The sequence below is a fragment of the Burkholderia sp. LA-2-3-30-S1-D2 genome (assembly GCF_001523915.2).
In the GTDB taxonomy this organism is placed as follows: Bacteria; Pseudomonadota; Gammaproteobacteria; order Burkholderiales; family Burkholderiaceae; genus Burkholderia; species Burkholderia diffusa.
Map to the genome: position 1 here is coordinate 1,326,882 of NZ_CP013383.1, position 21,394 is coordinate 1,348,275.

At 61.2% G+C, this 21,394-nt stretch carries 17 protein-coding genes and 2 pseudogenes; 9 read left to right on the forward strand and 10 right to left on the reverse strand.

Annotation, left to right across the window (positions count from 1 at the left end):
• Window positions 1-29 precede the first annotated feature (29 nt).
• The 6 genes and pseudogenes from WS66_RS06140 to WS66_RS06165 all read left to right on the forward strand — a co-directional run.
• Window positions 30-358, forward strand: a pseudogene (locus WS66_RS06140) (integrase core domain-containing protein); the annotation flags it as partial.
• Between the two features lie 35 nt (window positions 359-393).
• Window positions 394-582: pseudogene (locus WS66_RS06145) on the forward strand (diguanylate cyclase domain-containing protein); the annotation flags it as partial.
• Window positions 583-1,305: 723 nt separating this feature from the next.
• Complete coding sequence (locus WS66_RS06150; RefSeq protein ID WP_059600593.1) at window positions 1,306-1,731, forward strand: MarR family winged helix-turn-helix transcriptional regulator; 426 nt, start codon at window positions 1,306-1,308, stop codon at window positions 1,729-1,731.
• Between the two features lie 129 nt (window positions 1,732-1,860).
• Window positions 1,861-3,462: an APC family permease gene (locus WS66_RS06155; RefSeq protein WP_059600460.1), complete on the forward strand. Its 1,602-nt coding sequence runs from the start codon at window positions 1,861-1,863 to the stop codon at window positions 3,460-3,462.
• A gap of 31 nt (window positions 3,463-3,493) precedes the next feature.
• Window positions 3,494-5,473 (forward strand): chloride channel protein, encoded by a 1,980-nt coding sequence (locus WS66_RS06160; RefSeq protein ID WP_082728890.1) that lies wholly within the window; start codon window positions 3,494-3,496, stop codon window positions 5,471-5,473.
• Window positions 5,457-5,711: a hypothetical protein gene (locus WS66_RS06165; protein ID WP_059600459.1), complete on the forward strand. Its 255-nt coding sequence runs from the start codon at window positions 5,457-5,459 to the stop codon at window positions 5,709-5,711. Before WS66_RS06160 ends, WS66_RS06165 begins: the two co-directional genes overlap by 17 nt.
• A 73-nt stretch (window positions 5,712-5,784) precedes the next feature.
• Here the strand turns inward: WS66_RS06165 and pal are convergent, their stop codons facing one another.
• Entirely contained in the window at window positions 5,785-6,288 is a 504-nt protein-coding gene (pal, locus tag WS66_RS06170; RefSeq protein ID WP_059600458.1) for a peptidoglycan-associated lipoprotein Pal, read from the reverse strand.
• Between the two features lie 405 nt (window positions 6,289-6,693).
• Here pal and WS66_RS06175 point away from each other — a divergent pair, with 405 nt between their 5' ends.
• Both WS66_RS06175 and WS66_RS06180 read left to right on the forward strand, forming a co-directional pair.
• Window positions 6,694-7,881, forward strand: coding sequence for an MFS transporter (locus WS66_RS06175; RefSeq protein ID WP_335672049.1), 1,188 nt, complete (start codon window positions 6,694-6,696; stop codon window positions 7,879-7,881).
• Window positions 7,882-7,938: 57 nt separating this feature from the next.
• Window positions 7,939-9,258, forward strand: a complete 1,320-nt coding sequence (locus WS66_RS06180; protein WP_059602340.1) for a chloride channel protein — start codon at window positions 7,939-7,941, stop codon at window positions 9,256-9,258.
• A 152-nt stretch (window positions 9,259-9,410) separates the two neighbouring features.
• Here the strand turns inward: WS66_RS06180 and WS66_RS33565 are convergent, their stop codons facing one another.
• Window positions 9,411-9,908 (reverse strand): hypothetical protein, encoded by a 498-nt coding sequence (locus WS66_RS33565; protein ID WP_159086521.1) that lies wholly within the window; start codon window positions 9,906-9,908, stop codon window positions 9,411-9,413.
• A 128-nt stretch (window positions 9,909-10,036) separates the two neighbouring features.
• Between WS66_RS33565 and WS66_RS06190 the strand changes: the two genes are divergently transcribed.
• On the forward strand, window positions 10,037-11,119 hold the full coding sequence (locus tag WS66_RS06190; RefSeq protein WP_059602332.1) for a mechanosensitive ion channel family protein: 1,083 nt from the start codon (window positions 10,037-10,039) through the stop codon (window positions 11,117-11,119).
• 81 nt (window positions 11,120-11,200) lie between these two features.
• Here WS66_RS06190 and WS66_RS06195 read toward each other — a convergent pair whose 3' ends face one another.
• The 8 genes from WS66_RS06195 to WS66_RS06230 all read right to left on the reverse strand — a co-directional run bounded on the left by WS66_RS06195 (window position 11,201) and on the right by WS66_RS06230 (window position 21,393).
• Window positions 11,201-12,904, reverse strand: coding sequence for a peptidoglycan D,D-transpeptidase FtsI family protein (locus WS66_RS06195; RefSeq protein ID WP_236872928.1), 1,704 nt, complete (start codon window positions 12,902-12,904; stop codon window positions 11,201-11,203).
• A 621-nt stretch (window positions 12,905-13,525) separates the two neighbouring features.
• Entirely contained in the window at window positions 13,526-14,152 is a 627-nt protein-coding gene (gene petA, locus WS66_RS06200) for a ubiquinol-cytochrome c reductase iron-sulfur subunit (RefSeq protein WP_059602329.1), read from the reverse strand.
• Window positions 14,153-14,245: 93 nt separating this feature from the next.
• On the reverse strand, window positions 14,246-14,680 hold the full coding sequence (locus WS66_RS06205; RefSeq protein WP_236872929.1) for a carboxypeptidase regulatory-like domain-containing protein: 435 nt from the start codon (window positions 14,678-14,680) through the stop codon (window positions 14,246-14,248).
• 49 nt (window positions 14,681-14,729) lie between these two features.
• The gene (locus tag WS66_RS06210) at window positions 14,730-16,196 is read right to left on the reverse strand and encodes a PDZ domain-containing protein (RefSeq protein WP_236872930.1); all 1,467 of its coding nucleotides are present in this window, start codon (window positions 16,194-16,196) and stop codon (window positions 14,730-14,732) included.
• A gap of 313 nt (window positions 16,197-16,509) precedes the next feature.
• Complete coding sequence (locus WS66_RS06215; RefSeq protein WP_082728936.1) at window positions 16,510-18,021, reverse strand: sensor domain-containing diguanylate cyclase; 1,512 nt, start codon at window positions 18,019-18,021, stop codon at window positions 16,510-16,512.
• A gap of 240 nt (window positions 18,022-18,261) precedes the next feature.
• The gene (locus WS66_RS06220; RefSeq protein ID WP_059602319.1) at window positions 18,262-19,119 is read right to left on the reverse strand and encodes a F0F1 ATP synthase subunit gamma; all 858 of its coding nucleotides are present in this window, start codon (window positions 19,117-19,119) and stop codon (window positions 18,262-18,264) included.
• A complete protein-coding gene (locus WS66_RS06225) occupies window positions 19,116-20,663 on the reverse strand; it encodes a F0F1 ATP synthase subunit alpha (RefSeq protein WP_059602316.1) in 1,548 nt (515 codons plus the stop codon). The genes WS66_RS06220 and WS66_RS06225 overlap by 4 nt, the downstream gene beginning before the upstream one ends.
• The gene (locus WS66_RS06230; protein ID WP_059602313.1) at window positions 20,641-21,393 is read right to left on the reverse strand and encodes a F0F1 ATP synthase subunit B family protein; all 753 of its coding nucleotides are present in this window, start codon (window positions 21,391-21,393) and stop codon (window positions 20,641-20,643) included. Before WS66_RS06230 ends, WS66_RS06225 begins: the two co-directional genes overlap by 23 nt.
• Between the last annotated feature and the right edge of the window lies 1 nt (window position 21,394).

Here is a 21,394-nt window from a genome sequence, read left to right on the forward strand (position 1 = left end):
CAGGCGCAACGTACAGCGCAAGCAATTGCGCCTTCCAGTTCATGAACAACGGCGCTGACTTTACCGCGGCCAAGATCATGCGTTGGCTGCGAGACGCTGCAATCGGTCCGGCCTTCATCGCGCCTGGCAGTCCGTGGCAAACGGGTTCGTCGAGCACCTTTGCCACGGCAAGCTGCGTGACGAATTGCTGAACCGGGAATGGTTCCGCAGCCGTGCCGAGGCAAAGGTGCTCGTCGAACGCTGGCCGCAGTTCTACAACGAGCGCCGGCCGCATAGCGCGCATCGCTACCAACCTCCCGCCGCGGTCCGTCGAGCCTGGCTGGATTCCGATAATATCGACGCGAGACTCACTGCTTGATTGGTCACAAAATTCCGCCTCAGGTCACCGGTTCAATTAACGGACTCGAACTCGAGCACGTCGGAAGCGAATATGGGTGCGTAATCGCGAGTATTGGGTTGGCGAGTTGGACGCCGGATCAAGGCGGCGACCCGGGAGCCGTGATCAATGCCGCCGATGAAGTGCTGTACTACGCAAAGGCGACCGGACGAAACAAAATCACAGCGTTCAGTCCTTCGGCGTAGCAGTGAGCCAGGTGCACGTAATCTCAGATTATTCAGATTGGCGTGCGAGTCGCGCAGCCGTAGTGAGAGGTTGTCCCCTGTACGGATGCGACATGACCGTCTCTAGCTGAAGAGCTTGACGTGTGTGGCACTCGCGTCTTGACGAACAGACCGCCCACAATCCACTCTGCGCAGTTGCGAAACTCGAATGGGCGGTTTGCCCGGATGGACGGGAGAATCTGAACTCCCTTGCCGAGGACCTCACCGCGGTGCCTTGCGGCAGCGGGTGGACCTTAGGCGGTGCTGATCGATTACCACTTGAACCGTTCGCCCGCCAGCCGGGGGAGAGTGCCCCAACCGTCGGGGTGATACGTCACGCTGGGGATGTAGACCCTAGTGGAAGTCGAATAGCTTGCCGCCGGGCGGTGGGTGTTCGGCATGAAACTTGGCCACGCCCGCAGGTTGCCGACATGCAGTATATTTCGCGCCGAGACAACGACGTGGCTGGCCGTTCCCGCATGTGAGCTTATCGAATCACCGGGCTGTACGACGACCAGCGCGACCAGCAGCGGTATCGAAATGCCTTCCACTTGTCCTCACCGATTCAGGTTGATGGGGTCAATCCACGCAGCGACGGGAGTAGCGACCGATGAAAGCACTTTGCACTACCCATCACGCGCGCCTATATTTTAGGTCACGTGATGACATGATTCCAGAAAACTCCCGGTGTTCCCGGAGTTCGTGATGGCAGCAAGCAATCGAAAGGCTGGCGCAAGCGCCACGAAACATGACCTCGAGCAGCTATCCGAATTTCGCTACCGGCTGCGGCGTTTTCTGCGTTTCTCGGAGGAGATCCTGCGTGCCGAGGGGCTGACGCCGTTGCAATACATGCTGATGTTGCACACCTGTGCGTTTCCGGACCGCTCGTGGGCGACAGTGGGCGAGATTGCCGAGCGGCTACAGGCATCCTCGCATGGCACTGTGGCGCTCATCACACGCTGCGAAGCAGCCGGGCTCGTCCGGCGCCAGACGAGCGAGCAGGATCGAAGGCAAGTGGAGATCCATCTGACAGAAAAAGGTGCGGATTGTCTGCGCAAGGTCGCGGCTTTGCACAAATCGGAAATTCAGTCGTTCGGCTGGGCATTCCACGACGTCACCGGTACCAACTGATCGCGCGGCAACGATGCGCGCGCAACAGGTTCACCGAACGGTCGACACACATCGGTCGTCACGAGAACCGGAAGGGCGGGAGAACGAACACACACGCAGCAGGGGGAGGTCGTTTGCAAGGAGTGGGATATGAGCACGACCTCGAGCCTCAATCTGGAAGGCAAGCTCCGGCGTGACGCCGGAATCATCGGGCTGTTGTTCGCCAGCACGACCAGCATGGTCGGTTCCGGCTGGCTGTTCGGCGCCTATCACGCATCGCGCATTGCAGGGCCGCTGAGCATCGGCAGCTGGGTTCTGGGCGCGGTCATCATCATGTTGATCGCGCTTTGTTTTGCCGAGCTCGCCGCACTGTTTCCCCGCAGCGGTGCTCTCGTGCACATGAGCCATGCGAGCCACGGCGCAGGACTCGGACGCATCTGGTGCGGACTGCTGTTTCTCGCGTATGTGCCGGTGCCGGCAGTCGAGGCAGAGGCAATCGTCACCTACGCGAACAACTACCTGCCGTGGTTTATCCAGCCGGGAAGCGCCGGCCTGCTGACGGCGATCGGTTTCATGGCCTGTGCCGGCCTGCTCGGGGTCATGGCCCTGCTGAACCTGATGGTGGTCCGCTGGCTGTTGCGCGTGAACTCCACCATGACGTGGTGGAAAGTGCTCGTGCCGCTTCTGACGATTGCCGGATTGCTGGGTGCGAGTACGCACTGGGGCGTGATGCAAGCGGCGCCTGCCAGTTACCATCTATCGGGTATGTTCACTGCGCTGCCGGCCGCGGGCATCGTCTTCAGCTACCTCGGCTTTCGAACCGCGATCGACCTGGGCGGCGAAAGCGCCAATCCGCATCGAAACATTCCGCTGGCCGTGATCGGCGCGGTACTTCTGGCCGCCGTCATCTACATCCTGCTGCAGATCGCGTTCATCTACGCGCTCGCGCCGGCCGACCTTGCCGGCGGATGGAACCATCTCAGCTTCAAGGGCGAGATGGGGCCGTTTGCAGGGCTTGCCGCATCCCTCGGCATGGGCTGGATGGCAACGCTGCTCTACATCGACGCGTACGTGTCGCCCGGGGGCACTGGACTCATGTATGTCACCGGCGGCTCGCGCATCCTATTCGCGGCGGGCGAACTGCAAGCCGGCCCGCGCATGCTGACGCGGCTGAACGCCAACAGGATCCCCTGGGTCGCGGTGCTGATCATGTGGGGTGTCGGCGTGCTGTTTCTGCTGCCGTTTCCGGCGTGGCAGCAAATGGTGAGCTACATCACGTCGATCACCGTGCTCACGTACGGGCTGGGCCCGATCGCGCTGCTCGTCCTGCGGCGCAACATGCCGGAACTGCAGCGGCCGTTCCGCATGAGCTGGGCCGGGTTGATCGCGCCGCTCGCATTCGTGTGCAGCAACCTCGTCATCTACTGGACCGGCTTCAAGACCAACAACTTCCTGTTCTCGCTGGTGGCGATCGCCTTCGCCCTCTACGCGCTTCACCATCACGTCGTGTTACGCCGTAGCGCGCGAGACTTCGGCTGGAAGCATATCGCGTGGTTGCTCCCGTGGTTCGGCGGGTTATGGCTCTTGTCCTGGATGGGCGGCATCGGCGGCGGCCTGGGCGTCATCGGATTCGGCTGGGACATTCTGCTGGTCGCCGCCTGGAGCGTGGTGGTGCTTGCGCTGGCCATGCGCAGCGCGCTCGATGCAGGCGAGACGTCGGAGATGATGGGGCGCATGAACGAGACCAGTTGACGTATCGACACACTCGACACAGGCGGGCGTCATGACATCGGGATCGGCAGGAGGAAAGGACAGCGCGGCCGGCGAACTCGCATCGCTTCGCGTGGAAACCGGTCGCGTCCAGCGTTCGTCACAAACGGAGGACGACGCGTCGCCAATCGACATGTATCGCCTGAGTTGCCTGGGGATCGTGGTTGGCGTCGTCACTGGAGTCGGCGCCGTCGCGTTCCGCGGGCTGATCGGTTTTGTGCACAACGCCTTTTTCCTCGGCCGGTTTTCGGTCTCGTACAACGCGAGCGAGTTCACGCCGACTTCCGTATGGGGGGCGTTTGTCATATTGGTGCCGGTTGTCGGTGGCCTGGTTGTGACGTGGCTCGTCTGCACCTTCGCGCCGGAAGCGAAGGGGCACGGCGTGCCCGAGGTGATGGACGCGATTTATTTCAAGCGCGGCGTGATTCGCCCTGTCGTCGCTATCGTGAAATCGCTGGCGTCCGCGTTCGCAATCGGCACCGGCGCGGCGGTCGGTCGAGAGGGGCCGATCATCCAGATCGGCTCGGCGCTCGGCTCGACGCTGGGGCAAGCGGTCAGGATGACCGCCGGCCAGCGAATCACGCTCGTGGCAGCGGGCGCGGGTGCCGGGATCGCCGCGACGTTCAATACGCCGATCGGCGGTGTCCTGTTTGCGACCGAGCTGATGATGCCGGAAATCAGCGTGAACACATTCCTTCCCGTCGCGCTGGCGACCGGCACTGCGACCTTCGTCGGACGGCTATTCTTCGGCAGTGCGCCGGCGTTTCTGGTGCCGGCCCAACTGGGCGCGATTCCCGATCGTCCGGGCAGTGTGCTGACACTCCTGCTGTATGCGGCGCTCGGCATTGTCACCGGTACCAGCGCAGCGATACTGACCCACGGGCTTCATTTTGCGGAGGATGTCTTCGAGCGCATTCCGGGACGGTATGCGCGTCACGCGTTGGGGATGTTGCTCGTCGGAGTGACGATCTACCTGCTAATGCGCTTCGCCGGGCATTACTACGTAGAAGGCGTGGGATATGCAACGATTCAGGCGCTGCTTTACGGACAGCTCGGTGGCTGCCTGTTTCTGATCATGCTTGCGCTCTGCAAGTCCCTCGCGACGTCGATCAGCCTGGGCTCGGGATCCTCTGGCGGTGTCTTCTCGCCGTCGCTTTTCATCGGCGCGGCATTGGGTGCGGCGTTCGCCGCATTCGTCCAGGCCGTACTGCCCTCGGCACCCGTCAGCGCACCTGCGTTCGCGATGGTCGGGATGGGGGCGATGGTGGGCGGGGGAACCGGTGCGGCGATGACGGCGGTCGCGATGATCTTCGAGATGACCCGCGACTACGACATCGTGCTGCCCATGATCATCGCCGTTGCGGTCAGCCTTGCGACCCGGCGCCTGCTTTGCCGCGAAAGCATCTATACGCTCAAGCTCGTGCGTCGCGGTCACGTGATTCCGAACGCTTTGCATGCCAACATGTTCCTCGTCCAGAACGCGGCGCACGTGATGGAGACGGACGTGCTCGTGCAGGACGCCGAGGTACCGTTCCGCGACATTCTGGGCAATCTGGATGGCCCCCCGTTCCGCCACGTGGTCGTCACGCGATCGGGCCGGATCGAGGGTGTGCTTCGCATCAACACCGGGTTGCGCCGGGCCATCTCGCACGACCATCCGTCGGTGACGCTCGGTGCACTCGCTCAACGCAATTTCATCGTGGTCGCGCCGGGTGAAGCGGCGTTCGACGTGATCAGCAAGCTGCGTCAGAAGCACGCGACCATGGCAGTGGTCGTGACCCGACCCGAAGAAGAGGGCGCGATGGAAGTGGTCGGGGTCATTGCCAAGGAACACATCGCAGACGCGGTGGCGAGCAGCATCAGGATTTTTCCCGAGAACCGGCGCGGAACGGAGCGCAGCCGGCGGCCAGGGAAACAGCATGGTGACAGCCACGCGTCGACGCGGGCCGAAGCGCATGCCGGCAAGGAGGGGCAGCATGAAACTCAGCGTTGAGCTGGCCGTCCTGCGTCGGCGCCTTGCGGTGGCCCTGCATCTCGATGAATGGAAGGAAGTGTTGGCCGGTAATCTGGAAGACGAGGCGAGTGACGATCGCGAGTGGGTCATCGTCTACAGAACGGTGAATGGATATTGTTGCCTTTACCGAGGGAAGCCGGTCGAGTTCAATGAACTCTCCGATGTGCAGTCCTGGTCCGCCGAGATGGATGTCCGGACGTACTTCATGGGCTTGTGACCGCGATATCGGTGACGAACCATTTCTGTCGGTCGGTGCCTGGCGGGAGCGGGCTCCCGCGCACGATAGCGCTTCATCGATAAACGATATCCGCGCGACGATTCTGGGCCCACGACGCTTCGTCGTGGCCCAATGCAACCGGCTTCTCCTTGCCGAAGCTGACTGCCTCGATCTGTGAATCAGGTACGCCGAGCGTTTCCAGTGTGCGTAGCACGGCCTGCGACCGGCGCTCACCTAACGCGAGGTTGTACTCGCTGGTGCCACGTTCGTCGGTATTCCCCTGGATCAAGACGTGTCGGCTTGGGTGAAGACGCAGATAGTCGGCATGCGCTTGCAGTAGCGACTGATACTCAGGCTTCACCTCATAACTGTCGAAATCGAAATAGATGCTGCGCTTTGCGAGCGGGCTGTTGGGATTGTTCAATTCGTCAGCCATGGTCGACGGTGTTCCGACCGCCTGACCATTTGCGGCACTCTGATTCATCATGCCTGGAGTGCTGGACGTCTTTGTCGCGGAATGGCATCCACCGAACAGCACAAGGGCTGACACCACCGCATATCGCATCAAGCTCTTCATCACTGGTCTCCCGAAGAGGACGTTCGATTGAACGGAATGGGTCGCAGATCAACGGAACGGGTCGTGGCATCACTGCCGGAAGCACGGTGAACGGGGCTGCTCCTGTTTGACAGGCGACGGAGTTTTGTAAATGAATTGAAGGGTGATTCGAAAGATTTTCTTGGTCACATGAATCTGGAACACGATCGCCTTTACTAGAGTAGAAGAAATGTCACATCGTGACTAGTTGCCATGTTACGATGCGGAAATTCTGCGAAATTGTGAATTCAGATGTGCTCCCTCAGCTCGCGTCACTCGACGTCCGGTCGTCCCGATTCGAAAGGCCGGGGCGAGCTTATTGAACCCGGCTACCCAGCTGGGTTTTTTTTGTCCGTTGTTGGATCTGTTCGGTAAATCGCGTCAACGATGTCCCAGTCGTCCACCGTGTCTTCCCGCATGACCGCGCCCGAATTGCGCGCGACCACGTCGCTCGCGGCGATCTTCGCGCTGCGCATGCTCGGCCTGTTCATGATCATGCCGGTGTTCTCGGTCTATGCGAAAACCATCCCGGGCGGCGATAACGTGCTGCTCGTCGGTATCGCGCTCGGTGCCTACGGCGTCACGCAGTCGCTGTTCTACATCTTCTACGGCTGGGCGTCCGACAAGTTCGGCCGCAAGCCCGTGATCGCCACCGGCCTCCTGATCTTCGCGCTCGGCAGCTTCGTCGCCGCGTTCGCGCACGACATCACGTGGATCATCGTCGGCCGCGTGATCCAGGGCATGGGTGCCGTGTCGTCCGCGGTGCTCGCATTCATCGCCGACCTGACCTCCGAGCAGAACCGCACGAAGGCGATGGCGATGGTCGGCGGCTCGATCGGCGTGTCGTTCGCGGTCGCGATCGTCGGCGCGCCGATCGTGTTCCACTGGGTCGGGATGAGCGGGCTGTTCGCGATCGTCGGCGTGCTGTCGATCCTCGCGATCGGCGTCGTGGTGTGGATCGTGCCCGACGCGGCGAGGCCCGTGCACGTGCCGGCGCCGTTCGGCGAGGTGCTGCACAACGTCGAGCTGCTGCGCCTGAACTTCGGCGTGCTGGTGTTGCACGCGACGCAGACGGCGCTGTTCCTCGTCGTGCCGCGCCTGCTGGTCGACGGCGGGCTGCCGGTCGCCGCGCACTGGAAGGTCTACTTGCCGGTGATGGGGCTCGCGTTCGTGATGATGGTTCCGGCGATCATCGTCGCGGAAAAACGGGGCAAGATGAAACCGGTGCTGCTCGGCGGCATTCTGGCTATCCTGATCGGCCAATTGTTGCTCGGCAGCGCACCGCATACCATCCTGATTGTGGCGGCGATCCTGTTCGTGTACTTCCTGGGCTTCAACATCCTGGAAGCGTCGCAGCCGTCGCTCGTGTCGAAGCTCGCGCCCGGTTCGCGCAAGGGCGCGGCCACGGGCGTCTACAACACCACGCAATCGATCGGGCTCGCGCTCGGCGGCATCGTGGGCGGCTGGCTGCTCAAGCAGGGCGGCCCGAACATGGTGTTTCTGGTGTGTGCCGGCATGGTTGCAGTATGGTTGGCGATCGCATTCGGCATGAAGCCGCCGCCGCGGCGAACCTGAACGATCCGGACAGCGTTTGAAAATGAACGAGACTGACGAGTGGGCAGGGGGAGACCGATGATCCGCATTTCCGCGCTCGCAGATCGACGCGCGTTGCTGCATGCGCGGCGTCTGTGGCTTCACTATGGCGTGTTCTGGCTGGGTGCGGTGGCGGTCGGCCTCGTCGCGGTGCTTTACGCGAAGCTGATCGATTTCGGCTACGCGGTGTTTCTGGGCTATGCCGCCGAACATGCATGGTTGCCGCTGATCGTCACGCCGCTGATCGGTGCGGTGACGGTCTGGCTGACGCGGAGATTCTTCGATGGTGCGGAGGGGAGCGGCATTCCACAGGTGATTGCCATGCTGCATGCGCCGGGCAACACGGGTGCGCGGCTGCTCAAGATCCGGATCCTGATCGGGAAGATTCTGGTCTCGTTCCTGGCCATTCTTGGCGGGTTCACCATCGGTCGCGAAGGACCGACGATCCACGTGGGTGCTGCACTCATGTTCAACCTGCGAAGGTTTTATCCTCAGCGGTTTCGTGCGATCCGGCCCGGTGTGCTCGAGCACCGGCTGGCCCTCGCGGGCGCGGCAGCCGGCCTTTCCGCCGCGTTCAATGCGCCGCTCGCAGGCGTGGTGTTCGCGATCGAGGAACTCACGCGCAGTTTCGAACAACGGACGAGCGGCGTGCTGATTACGGCGATCATCTTCGCCGGTATCGTGTCGCTCGGCCTGCAGGGTAACTACGTTTATTTCGGCACGATCGACGTAGGTGCGCACCTGCCTCAGTCGCTGGCGCTTGCGGTCGTCCTCATCGGTGTGATCGCGGGTGTCATGGGCGGAATCTTCTGCTGGCTGTTACTCAACACGCGACGCTGGATGCCGCGCAAGCTCCAGGATTTTCGTGCCGGGCAGCCGATCCTATTCGGGGCAGCGTGCGGGTTGGTTATCGCAGTCGTGGGCGTTGCGACGCACGGGCATACATTCGGCAGCGGTTACGCAGAAGCACGGGGCATGCTCGAAAGCCACACGAACGTGAGCGTCCTGTATCCGGTGCTCAAGATGGTTTCGATGATTGGCTCGTACCTGCCCGGCGCGCCGGGCGGCTTGTTTGCACCGTCGCTCGCGATCGGTGCGGGGATCGGCAACACACTCCATATTTTGTTCTCGGGAATGCAACTGCAGATGCTAATCGCGCTCGGGATGGTCGGCTATCTGGCCGCGGTCACGCAGAGCCCGATCACGGCATTCGTGATCGTCATCGAGATGATCAACGGTCACGCACTGGTCATCTCGTTGATGGCCACTGCGCTGATCGCCAGCCGCGTGTCGCGATTCTTTGCTCCGCCGCTGTACGAAGCGTTGTCGACACGCTATTTTCCCGCTGACCACCGATGACCTTCTGGAGCATTGTTCCAGGGCATCGAACGTCATTAACCGCGTTCGTCTCGACTCATGAAGGGCCTGCTGATTTTTCTCGCCACGTTGCTGTTGCTGTTTGCGTCTGTCGCACGCTTGCGCGCCGACGATGCGATTCCCGAGGATTACCGCTAACTGGCGCGCATCAACGTTCGTCCGGTCGTGATCAATTGCGTCGCGGAAATCGACCGATGGATTCGAACGTCGGCGAAGTACGACATGTCTCTTGCACCCGACGTCCGGTTGCTGAGGGCCAAGGTTCGCGCATTCCGCAGGATCGAAGATCGCTCCGGCAGCAGGCCGCTGGTGGATTCGACGGTGACGGTTCGAGCTTCAGCGCGCCTGCGCTCGCGCAGTGGATGGGTCCCGGTCGCTGCGAAGCGCGAGATCTGGCGGTCGCACGTGGTGGGTATCGTCATGAAGCCACTGGGAATGCACTGAAGGAAGCGCCCATTCGGCGATGTCGCTGCGCGTGCGTTCATCAGCAGTGACGTATTGGTGCGGTTTGGTGCGTCTGTCGGCGGTGCATGGAAGCCAGACGGCGTTCCAGGATCAACGTCATCCAAATCGACCGTACAAAGGCGACCTGTGAACGCGGCCGGCCTGATCAAATTCCATACCTGATCCATACCCGCACGTACGAAAAAAACGCGGGGATCGGGGAACTATTCAAGATAGGAGACGACACAAAAAGTGCATCGATGCTCAAGTAATGAGCAGTTTACCTGCACGGACTACATTGGAACGGGGACGAACAATGAAAAGCTGGCTGGACCTGAATGCCTTCATGGGCGTTGCCGCGATTGACTGGGCATATGCGATAGGCGCGGCTGCGGCAAGCTATATCATTCTTGCGTACGTGCTCAAATTCGTCACGGATCGCCTCACGACGCTTTCGAAGCGTACCAGTTCGCAGTATGACGACATGCTCGTCGACGTACTTTGCAGTACAAGCAGAATCACCCTCCTTGCCGCCGCGATACTGATCGGCGCAAAGTTCTTGCCGCTCCCGGAACGCTGGAACATTCGGCTTGACCACCTCTGGTTCCTCGTGGTCGGGCTGCAATTGGCACTATGGGCCAGCCGCGGCGTCAGCATCTGGACCGCGCGACGTTTGCAGGCAGCAGATGCCCCTGCCCATAATCCGGTGATGACCACGATGATCGCATGGACCTTGAGAGGTCTGGTGTGGTCCGTGCTTCTACTGGCGATTCTCGCCAACATGGGGATCAACATCACGGCCTTTGTTGCCAGCCTCGGCGTGGGCGGCGTCGCGGTTGCCTTGGCCGTTCAGAGCATATTGAGCGACTTGTTTGCGTCGCTCGCGATCGGTCTGGACAAGCCCTTCGAAATTGGCGATTTTATCGTCTTCGGCGATGTGGCCGGCAGCATCGAACATATCGGGCTGAAGACGACACGTATTCGCAGTCTGAGCGGCGAGCAAATCGTCTGCAGCAACACCGAACTGCTCAAACATACGATTCACAACTACAAGCGCATGACCGAACGCCGTATCCAGTTTTCCTTCGGGCTGACTTACGAGGCGACGCCGGAGAAACTGCGGATGGTGCCGGAGATTGTAAAATCAGCGGTCGAGTCGGCCGGCAATACCCGCTTTGACCGGGCGCATTTCAAGGGGTTTGGCGATAGCGACCTGACGTTCGAAGTCGTGTATTACGTCACGGATCCGAGCTACAACCTCTATATGGACGTTCAACAAGAAATCAATCTGGACCTGATGGCTGGAATCTCGCGCGTCGGACTCGAATTTGCTTTCCCGACCCGAACAGTCCATGTCGTCGGACAGGCAGCCCTCGAGGAACGAGCGGCCGTCACGTAAAGCGTGGCCCCGCATGGCAGCGACGTTGCCATCATCGCTCTTCACGAACATACCGAGTACCGTGATTGGCGCGCGCTGTGCTCAGGTCGCGGCACACGGACTGCAAAGAAGTTGCGTACCCGGATCGTCGGGCATCACATTGAGGATCCGCATCACGTCGCGCCCGATTTTTGAGAATACGGGGCCCGACACCGCCCCGCCAAAATGCGAGCCTTTGCGCGGCCGGTCAATCGACACGGCAATAATGACGCGAGGTGCTTGTGCGGGAACGATACCGACAAAGGAAGCACGGTATTCGTCGCGATTGTAGCCGCGGGACGTCCACCGGTATGCCGTCCCCGTCTTGCCGGCAGCGGTATAGCCGCGGATCGCGGCCTGAGGGGCGGTGCCATCTGCCGATACAACTGCCCGCATCATGGCTCTGACCTGCCGGGCAACCTTTGCGGAATAAACGCGGTGTCCACGCGCGGCCGATGCATTTCTCGCGTCAATCGTGGCGGGGATGAAAACGCCGTCATTCGCAAACACCGTATAGGCCTGCGCAAGCTGGAGCAGGGAGGCCGACAGCCCGTAACCGTAAGACATCGTGGCCTGTTCAATGCGCTTCCAGTTCTGGTAGGGACGGAGGCTTCCCTCCATCGCGCCGGGAAGACCTGAATGCGGCCGTCGCCCAAGACCGACGGCGCGAAAATTCTTCCACATATCGCGTGGCGACATCATGAGCGCGATCTTCGTCGTGCCGACGTTGCTCGACTTCTGTATGACCTGGGAGACCGTCAACGTCCCGAAGTTCTTGTCATCATGAATGACGGCATGATCGAGGCGGAGGCGGCCGCCGTTCGTCGGAACAATCGTGGCCGGCGTGACGACACCCCGTTGCAATGCCAGTGCGATAGTCACCGGCTTGAGTACCGAGCCGGGCTCGAAGACGTCGGTCACGGCCCGATTGCGGACGTGCAGGCCGCTGCGAGCCAAGCGCGAGTTCGGATCATAGGCCGGCCAGTTGCTCATCGCGAGTATTTCGCCGGTATGCGCGTCGAGCACGATGGCGGAGCCTGCTTGTGCGCCGGTGCGCCGCACCGCTTTCTGAATGGCCTTGAAGGCCGCATACTGGATCGATCGATCAATGGATAGCCGGATATCCCGCCCCGGCTTGGGTGCGATGAAGCCCAGCGTATCGATGATCTGGCCGCGTGCGTTGCGCAACACGCGCCGTTGGCCATCCATACCCGTCAGGATTCGGTTGTCGACGCGTTCGACGCCTTCGAGGCCCTCGCCGTCGATGCCGGCGAAGCCAGTCACGTGCGCGGCGATCGCGCCCTCCGGATAGAGCCGTCGATAGTCGCGCTCTGCGTAGAGCCCCGGGATATCGAGTTCCAACGCTGCTTTCGCTTTTGCGATCGGCACTTGCCGTCGCAGATACGCGAATGCGCGGTGTTCGCGATACGCGTCCTCGATGCGGTTGCGATCGATGCCGAGCAGGGCTGCCGCCGATGCGAGCTTGCTTTCCGGAACGCTGGCCACGTTACGTGCATCGACCCATAGCGAACGGGTGGCCACGCTCATCGCGAGGATTTTGCCGTTTCGGTCGAGAATGCGGCCACGGGGCGCATGCACGGGAAAATCGCGGACCTGGCGAATCTCCCCCTGGAACTGATAGAAATCGTCATGGACGCATTGGACCCAGAACGCCCGTGCGATCAACACGAGAAAGGCGAGACCGAACCCGGCTCCCATCAGCGCCGATCGCAAGCGAGATCGGGAATAGACGCTGCCGTCCAGCACCGAGGATCCGAGGCCACGGGCGCTGCGTGGTGCGCTCACGACTGCGGAGCGCCCGGCGCGCGAGGATGAAGACATCCGCGTACCATCAACGAGTAGAGCGGATCGGCGCGGCGCTGGCGGAAGTATTCGACGCGCGAGTGGCGCCCGTCAGGCACGATGCGCAGTCCAACCGGCACTCCGCGAAAGAACGATTCGGCGCTCAGTATGATTGTTCCAGCGCGCTCGCTGCGATGCAGTTGCCGCGTGCTCTGTCTCCAGCGTTGCACAACGCAATCCGCAACTTCGGATGCGGATATACTGGATTTTGCGGCGAACACGGGCGACAGAGCTGATACGCCCTCGCGGCGTGAACACGCTATAAGCAATACGCAGAGACCCGCCGTAACCGTTATTTGCCAACCGGTCATTAGTGTTGCCCTCCCGCGATGTGGCAGAAGTCGGAACAGGGGATTGCATCACAGTGTGACATAAAAGACGAATGGCAGCGCCGGGTTGACGCCTAAAGATTTGCGGAGTGAGGAAATACCTACCCTCGAACGGTAACTGGCACTGACATTGCTACTCGCTCCAAACGTCGATGTCGAGTGGAGGAAACGGACGTCTGCGAAGGACTATTCCGGACTATGCTGCCCCGTGTTCGTCCTGACCGATCAATAGCTCGGTCGGCGACAAAAACATGTAGCGCGGCACGTCGAGGTTCTGCGGTGCCGGCTTGTCGCGGAATACGCGTCCGGCCAGATCGTAGGTTGATCCGTGGCATGGACACAGGAAGCCACCTGGCCAGTTGTCGGGCAGGTTTGGCTGAGGTCCGGACTGAAACCTGGGGGTTGGCGTACAACCGAGATGCGTGCAAACGCCGACCACGACGAGAATGTTCCGATGGTCGGGCCGCGAGCGAAACGGGTTTTTGCAATAGTTCGGCAGCGGCATCGAAAACGTATGGAGCGAGTCCGGATCAGCGACCAGCGGGGTCGCCTTGACGACGCTTGCGAGCATGGCCGGCGATCGGTCGACGATGAACACCGGTTTCCCTCGCCATGCAACCGTCGACATCGCGCCCTCTGACAACTGACTGATGTCGACCTTGACCGGAGCTCCTGCGGCGAGCGCGCTGGCAGGCGGCGTCAGCGAATCTACGAAGGGAATTGCAGCTGCAATTCCGCCGACGCCACCCGCGACGGTTGTCGCGATGAGCCAACGACGGCGATTGACGTCTGGTCCCGTAGCCTCAATCGGCTTCTCGTCCATGCCAACTCCTTCGAGACAAAAGGGCGCTCGTGCCTTCACTGCTGCTGTTCCTGAAACGGTAGCCGAACGGGGCAGCACGGCTCCCCGTGTCGATCACATTGTCCAGACGAACACCGCGTGAGAATGCGAAGACGCCTGTATGGCGACGCTCCGCCGCATGACTTTCCCGTGATAAGTGGCCGTCACGGCATAGTGCCCGGCCGGCATCGATACGAGCAGAAATGGTCCGGCGGTCACCGTCGAGAGCACGGTGTTGCCATGTGCGTCGACGATCTGCACCGGGATGTCTGCCAAATACTCGTTCCCGCTGCTCGTGTGCCCCGCGAACTCGAGGGCGAGCGAGTATTTGGGCATCTCCTGTTTGATCGCGGCCGATTGGTCACTCCCGATTCCTCCGGACAGATAGGTAACCTTGCCCGAATTTTCGGGAGGTGGAAGCGACGTCAGCTCTGCGGCCAACCCGCTTCGAGCGAAAACGGCAATCGCGGCTGTCGCGACGCCGCGCGCCATTCTGGACGAGAACTTCATGACTGCCTCCTGGTGTGCTCCATGTCGACGCGTGTGCTCCGAAACTTCTTCAGCTCACATCCATGGTGACGAACATTCGCGTGCCGTTCCGGTCGACCAGGAGCGCTACGTTATGAGCGGAATGCACGATGTTCTTGATGAACTGGGCCGTACTCGTCACCGGGGTGCTGTTGATCCTCAGAATGATGTCGCCCGGTTCGATTCCAGCGAGCGCAGCCGGCCCGCTACTTTGCTCGACGCGTACGCCACCCTGGACACCTGCAGCCCGCTCTTCGTTACCAGTCAGATTGCGTACCCCCAGTCCGTATGTGCCGGAGGACACGCGATTCATCGTGTAGACGGGAAGGCCGTGGGAGTCCATCGACGACAGAACCACCGTCGCGTGATGGACAGCACCATTTCGCCAGTAGCCGAGATCGATCGTGGCGCCAGGACTTAGATCGGCCACTGCCGCCGGTAAATGTGTCGAATCCGCAACTGCCGTGCCGTTGATGCCGACGATGACGTCGCCTGCCCGCAAGCCTGCCTTTGCTGCAGGACCACCCGAGTCGACCGACGTGACGAGCGCGCCATTCGGCCGCGTCAACCCGAACGATCGGGCGAGCGGATCCGTCACGTCTTGCACTGCGACACCGATGCGCCCATGAGTGGCCTTGCCATGCAACTTCAGCTGGCGTTCAACCTTCATGGCTTCGTCGATCGGTATCGCGAAGGCCAGACCTTGGTACGCGTTGCCGTCGTCCGGAAGCGGCGTTTCGATACCGACGACTTCACCCTTGAGGTTCAGGAGCGGACTACCGCCATCGCCCGCGTTCTCGGTTAGATCGGTCTGGATCAATGGAGCGTACGATTGGTCAGGAAGCAGACGGGAGGTATTGCTTACGATGCCTCTCACGATCGAGTTTCCGAGTCCGTATGGGGAACCCATCGATGCGACCCATTCGCCGGCTTTAAGCGTCGAAGGCGATCCGATTCTGGCAACCGGCAACCCTTTCGCGTGAATCTGAAGCAGCGCGACGCCGCTTGCCGGGTCGCTTCCGATTACTTTGGCGCGATAGGTTCGCCCATCAGCGAGGGAGACGGTGATTCTCGAGGCACCGGCAATGTCGCGGGCATCTGTGAGGATGTCCCCGTCCGGCGAGATGATGAAGCCGCTGGCGTGTTGTCGTGCGAGGGTACCGCGATCGTCGCCTGGTGCGGGAGAGAATTCCCTGAAGAAGTGAAGGAACGGATCGTTTCCGACGCCTGGCGGAGGCCATAGTTGCTTCACACTTGATGCCGTGTCGAGTGGAGATGCGTTGACTGCTACGACAGCGGGCCCGTCTACCCTCGCTATGTTCTCGAAGTCAGACACGATTCCCGGATAGGCCGCCATGTCTGACGTTGCGGAGAGCGCGCGTTGAGGAGCCCGCGTTGCCTGCGCCGGGGCAAGCGACTCCTTCGACATGCAACTTGACGACAACGCTGCAATTGCGACACTGGCGACCGCGATACGCTTCAATCCGATGCTTGCCATGACTACGCTCCTGTCGCGCAGAGGCAAACGTACCGGGCAAAAAACACGCTACGGCGCTTCCATACCGCGACAGTTTTACCGTAGGTCGCGAGTATTAAATTGCGCTTAAAAGACCGGGATCAGGGCGTCGGGCAGGCCCATCGAAGGTGACGACAGGATGTTCTGCATACTTTTCGATCTACGCGTCGGGACCTGACGACGGGCGCTGAGAGGGCCGTGATCGACGCTTCGCAGTATTGCAAGCCGCGAGGGAGACGGACGTGATGGCTCGAACCGATGTGGCGCGGTACGCGATGCACCACCACGTCGCCATCTATTCGTTGAAGACGACGATCCGGTTACGGCCCCGGGCTTTTGCACGGTAGACGGCAGAATCGGCAGCGTGAAGCAAAGCCGCGAGGTCATCGCCCCGATCCGGCCACCACGTCACGATGCCGATACTGACTGTCACGCACCCCGATTCGTTGAGCGCGTGCGCAAGATTCTGGTTTTCGACAGCAGTTCGAATCCGCTCGGCCACGTCGTACGCGTGCCGCTCGGTTGCGTTCGGAAGCACGACTACAAACTCCTCGCCGCCGTACCGACATGCATTGTCGCCGGGATGTCGAAGGTTTTCGACAATGCATCGCGCAACGGCTGCAAGTGCTGCGTCACCGGCCACGTGGCCGTACGTGTCGTTGTAACCCTTGAATCTGTCTAGGTCGATGAACAGCAATGAAATTGGCGTCCGCGCGCGGATTGCCTCATGACATTCGGCCTTGAGGATTCTGTCCAGCCTCCTGCGATTGCTCAGACCGGTCAGCGCGTCGGTGTCCGCCAGCAAGTGCAGTTCGGCTTCGACTTGTGCCCTTCGCCGAAGTTGTACGCCTAGCAAATAGGACAGGACGAAAATCAGCGCGCCGAGCAACAACACCAGTGCCCCGATGGTTGCCGCACGCTTGCTCCAGGGGCGGTAGATGTCGTCATGGGCGGCCGCGACCATGATGATCCAAGGCAGGCGCCTCATTTGGGCAAACCAGTAAAGGCGACGTACCCCGTCAAGACTTGCAATCTCGCTAAACGATCCTTCATCCGAGGCCATGAAGCGCTTGAATGTGGAGGCGGCGCTGATATTTCTTCCAATGACGCTTGTCTGGTATGGCACGCGCATCACCATGAGCCCGTCTTTTCCGATGAGCGATGCTGATCCGCCGGGGCCGAGAGAAAGCACCGACAGCAGCTGGCGGAAATAGTCGAGACTGATGATCATGACGACGACGCCGCCGAATTTGCCGGCTGGCGCGGGGATTCGTAAGCTCAGAGCGACACATAAATCGCCGCGCCGTGCCCTGGAGTGAAAAGGTGGGCTGAGAAAAAACCCCAGTGCGGGGTGATTACGCTGTGCCGTGAAGTAGATTTGATCGGATAAATTTCTTGCATGCGGCGTCGCGTCTTCGGAATCAAGTATCACGCGTCCCGTCGGGTCAATGGCAAGGATGGAGCCCAGCGTACTCGAGTTCGTTAGACCATCGAGCAAGAATTGCCGACGAAGCGCCGGTGGCATGCGCATGATCGTGGTATTTCCCAGCCTGCCAGCAAGCGTTTGCAACGAGCTCTCGTACAGTTCAAAGTTTCGCTCAATGTCCCGCTGTGCGATGAGCGCGATATTTCTGAGATTCTCGCGGGTGTACGTGGTGGCGTCGCGCCGACTCTGATACAACGAGAGCGCACATATTGCTGTCATGAGCATCGCGATGAGCAGCCCGACATAGGGCACGCAACTGGACAACCGTACGACCTTTGTGCGCCACGGCCGGTGGCCAAGCATATTTTTTCGCTTAAGCATCGAATATTTGTCGCGTCACATGCCATGCAGGAGAGAAATATCCTGAATCGGATGCAGCCGCTTTGTTGGTTCGTTTGCAAAAATCCCCGTATGCCTAGCTAAGGTAGTCGATTGAGCGGAAACGTAAAGGTCTCGATGTTCGGAGCGGGCCGCATCGGTGGTGCGATCCCACGGTGCGCGTACCATTTCTTCGGCGGCCGACGGCGATCTCGGGGCAATCAATTGCAATCCCGTCGTGAATCATGAGGCAAAGCCCCCGTCAACGGTCGATAGTTCAACGATTTCGGCAGTGATTTGCTCCTGCCTCAAGCGGTGATAGTCCCGGTTCAGGCGTTGCGCGGTGTCGTCGATATTGCGTTTCGCCGCGATCATTGCGCGCATGCGCGCTTCGTTCTCCGCCGCGAACGACAGGATGATGGCCTCGCAAACCTGCGTGTAGACATATTCCTCGGCCAGTCTTTCCTGCAGTTGCTGAATCGGGAGCGTGACAACCGGCGGAAAGGGGCGCGTGACCGGTTTGAAACGCCGGAAATCGAAGGGCAGCAGCGATGTCGTCAGGATGGCCGCTTCGCTGATCGCTTGTGGTACACCGTGCACGAGCGTGACATGCGATGCGTTGCCGCGACGCAGGCGACGATACAGCGCATTGATGATCTTTGCTGCGAGATCGGGCACGGCATCGGCGTGAACGATCATTTCCGATGACCAGACCACCGGGAGACCGAATTCGTCGGCCGTACTTCGTGCGCGATCGCCCACGACGAAATACTCGACGGCTCCGGTTGCCGGCCGGTTGATTGCCTCAAGCACACGTTGATTGTAGGTGCCGACGAAGCCGTGTTCCGCGCCGATAACGATATAGACATGGGTGTCGTCCGGAAGCGGCGACCTCGGGCTCTCGGGTGACTGTAGTAGGGCAATGCTCATCGCGTCAGCGATCGCAAGGCCGATCAGATCGGCGCATGCCCGGATTCCCGGCAGGCGTGCGAGTGCTTCTCGCGTTCGTGTCGCCGCGATGCCGCGCATCGCGCTCACCACGGATTCCAGTTCGCGGACCGTACCCAGTCGGTTCTGAACGTCGCCGAGCCGATTGCTCATCGGTCGCTCCGGATTTCCGCGGATTGCGGTATGAGATCGCGGACGATGCGGATGAGCTCGGTGCGATCATCGGATGACACGTTGTCGCCGGCAATGAGCATGGGACCGAGCTTTGTCGCGATACCGGTCGAATCGAGGCGGGCGGGAAGAGCGACTCGCACCGCAGCGATCGCCGACGGTGCGCATGCATCGAATACGCCGTCGGCCAGCGCAAACAGCAATGCGATCTCGCCCACCGGGCGCAGCGGCGCGAATCGCGGTTGCGCAATCAATGCGCGAATGCGTTCCCCACGAGCGATTTGCGCCTTGATTCTCGTATCGCTGAGCCCGCCGAAGCGCGTGAACATCTCGAGCTCGAGAAACTGTGCGTAATCGAGTCGCAACCTTCCAGAGGCAGCTCTCAGTGCCGGAAGCTGGGCCTTGCCGCCGACTCGGCTGATGCTGAGCCCGACATCGATGGCGGGACGCTGGTTGGCCGCGAACAGGTGGGAGTCGAGAACGATCTGCCCATCGGTAATCGAGATCAGATTGGTTGGAATGTACGCCGCGAGATTCCCGGCATCGGTTTCCGCAATGGGCAGCGCGGTCAACGAGCCGCCTCCGCGCTCCTCGGATAGCTTGGCGGCCCGCTCGAGCAGGCGGGCATGCAGGTAGAAGATATCGCCAGGATAGGCCTCTCGCCCGGGCGGATCTCGTGCCAGCAGCGCCAGCTCACGATGCGTTGCGGCGTGCTTGGTCAGATCGTCGATGACCACGAGTGCGTGCTGACCCCGATCGCGGAAGTATTCCGCAATGCTGAACGCGGCGAACGGTGCGATCCATTGCAGACCGGGCGGATCGGCCGCCGATGCGACGACGAAGATACAGCGTTCCGGTGCGCCGTTCCGTCGAACCGCATCGATTACGCGTTCGACTGCGGTGGCCCGCTGGCCAATCGCCACGTACACGCAGATCACGTCGGAATGCTTCTGGTTGACGATCGCGTCGACCGCGATGGACGTCTTGCCCGTTGCCCGATCGCCGATGATCAGCTCGCGCTGTCCGCGGCCGATCGCGAAAAGCGCGTCGATCAAGAGGATGCCTGTTTCGACAGGTTGAGAGACCGCTGCGCGTTCGATGATCGACGGCGCGGCGCGTTCGATCGGAAGGGACGACGAACATTTCGGCGGTTGGCCGCGATCGAGTGGCCTCCCGAGCGGATCGACGACGCGCCCGAGTAGGTTCGAGCCCACCGGCACTTCGACGACGCGGCCGGTACCCGAGACGCGCGTGCCGGCCGCAATGCCGCTTTCGGTGTCGAGCAACACGCAACTGAGCGTGTCGACGTCCAGCTTCAGCGCGAAGCCGAACTGTCCTCCGTCAAATTGCAGCAACTCGTTCAGGCGAACATGCGGAAGGCCGCTCACCCGTGCAATGCCGTCAGCGATGTGCTCGACGCGCCCGACCGATTCCGCCTGCGGTGCGAGATTCAGCGCCGCCAGCACGGTTCTGCCGTGCGCCAGCCACGCATCGGCGGTGCCTTCACGCGTTTCGTTCGTCGCCATGGGAAATGAGGTCGCTTTTCAGGGATTCCAGACTATGTCGAAAGCTGTTTCGCACGATGACGTGGGGCGCGACGAGTTCGAGCCCTGCGATCAAAGTCGGATCGACGTCAGCCTGTATCGGCGTGTCGTAACCCAACACCGTTGCGAGCATCGAGCGACAGCGAGCCAACTCGTCGTCCCGCAACGTACGCGGGGCAATCAGGCGCGGCATTTCACCGTCGCGGCCGAGGCGTGCGCGGTCCTCCGCAGGCAGTGCCCGGACCGCTTCGGCGAGTGGCTCGATGAATCCTTCCACCAGCGTGCTGGCAGGGAGTGTCGTGAGCAATCGGGCCGCGATGTCGATCGCAAACTGGCTGGCCCGTGCCGCGTTGTCACGGCGCGCCTCCTTCTTCATCGCTTCGACTTCAGCCTCGGCGGCTTTTCTCAGCGCATCGGCCTCGGCACGTGCGTCGGCGAGCAGCGATGCCTTAAGGCGCTCGACCTCGACTGTGGCCGCACTCGATCGTTTCAGGCGAGTTGCCTCTTGCTCGGCAACATCTCTCGCCGCCTTGTCGCGATCCTGCTGCGCCGCGTCGCGGGCGGCCGATGCGTCCTGCAGAAGACGCGCAGCGGCTTGCTGACGATCCGCCATGATCTTGGCAACCGGCTTGAACAGAAAGCGCGACAGCAGCCAAATCAGGACGAGGACGTTGATCGTCTGGAAGCCGAGTGTCCACCAGTCGATTCGCATG

Excerpts from the sequence above, each read along its gene's own strand:
- WS66_RS06150 (WP_059600593.1), top strand. The coding sequence starts at position 1,306 with ATGGCAGCAAGCAATCGAAAGGCTGGCGCAAGCGCCACGAAACATGAC.
- WS66_RS06155 (WP_059600460.1), top strand. The coding sequence starts at position 1,861 with ATGAGCACGACCTCGAGCCTCAATCTGGAAGGCAAGCTCCGGCGTGAC.
- WS66_RS06160 (WP_082728890.1), top strand. The coding sequence starts at position 3,494 with ATGACATCGGGATCGGCAGGAGGAAAGGACAGCGCGGCCGGCGAACTC.
- WS66_RS06165 (WP_059600459.1), top strand. The coding sequence starts at position 5,457 with ATGAAACTCAGCGTTGAGCTGGCCGTCCTGCGTCGGCGCCTTGCGGTG.
- pal (WP_059600458.1), bottom strand. The coding sequence starts at position 6,288 with ATGAAGAGCTTGATGCGATATGCGGTGGTGTCAGCCCTTGTGCTGTTC.
- WS66_RS06175 (WP_335672049.1), top strand. The coding sequence starts at position 6,694 with ATGTCCCAGTCGTCCACCGTGTCTTCCCGCATGACCGCGCCCGAATTG.
- WS66_RS06180 (WP_059602340.1), top strand. The coding sequence starts at position 7,939 with ATGATCCGCATTTCCGCGCTCGCAGATCGACGCGCGTTGCTGCATGCG.
- WS66_RS33565 (WP_159086521.1), bottom strand. The coding sequence starts at position 9,908 with ATGGATCAGGTATGGAATTTGATCAGGCCGGCCGCGTTCACAGGTCGC.
- WS66_RS06190 (WP_059602332.1), top strand. The coding sequence starts at position 10,037 with ATGAAAAGCTGGCTGGACCTGAATGCCTTCATGGGCGTTGCCGCGATT.
- petA (WP_059602329.1), bottom strand. The coding sequence starts at position 14,152 with ATGGACGAGAAGCCGATTGAGGCTACGGGACCAGACGTCAATCGCCGT.
- WS66_RS06205 (WP_236872929.1), bottom strand. The coding sequence starts at position 14,680 with ATGAAGTTCTCGTCCAGAATGGCGCGCGGCGTCGCGACAGCCGCGATT.
- WS66_RS06210 (WP_236872930.1), bottom strand. The coding sequence starts at position 16,196 with ATGGCAAGCATCGGATTGAAGCGTATCGCGGTCGCCAGTGTCGCAATT.
- WS66_RS06215 (WP_082728936.1), bottom strand. The coding sequence starts at position 18,021 with ATGCTTAAGCGAAAAAATATGCTTGGCCACCGGCCGTGGCGCACAAAG.
- WS66_RS06220 (WP_059602319.1), bottom strand. The coding sequence starts at position 19,119 with ATGAGCAATCGGCTCGGCGACGTTCAGAACCGACTGGGTACGGTCCGC.
- WS66_RS06225 (WP_059602316.1), bottom strand. The coding sequence starts at position 20,663 with ATGGCGACGAACGAAACGCGTGAAGGCACCGCCGATGCGTGGCTGGCG.
- WS66_RS06230 (WP_059602313.1), bottom strand. The coding sequence starts at position 21,393 with ATGCGAATCGACTGGTGGACACTCGGCTTCCAGACGATCAACGTCCTC.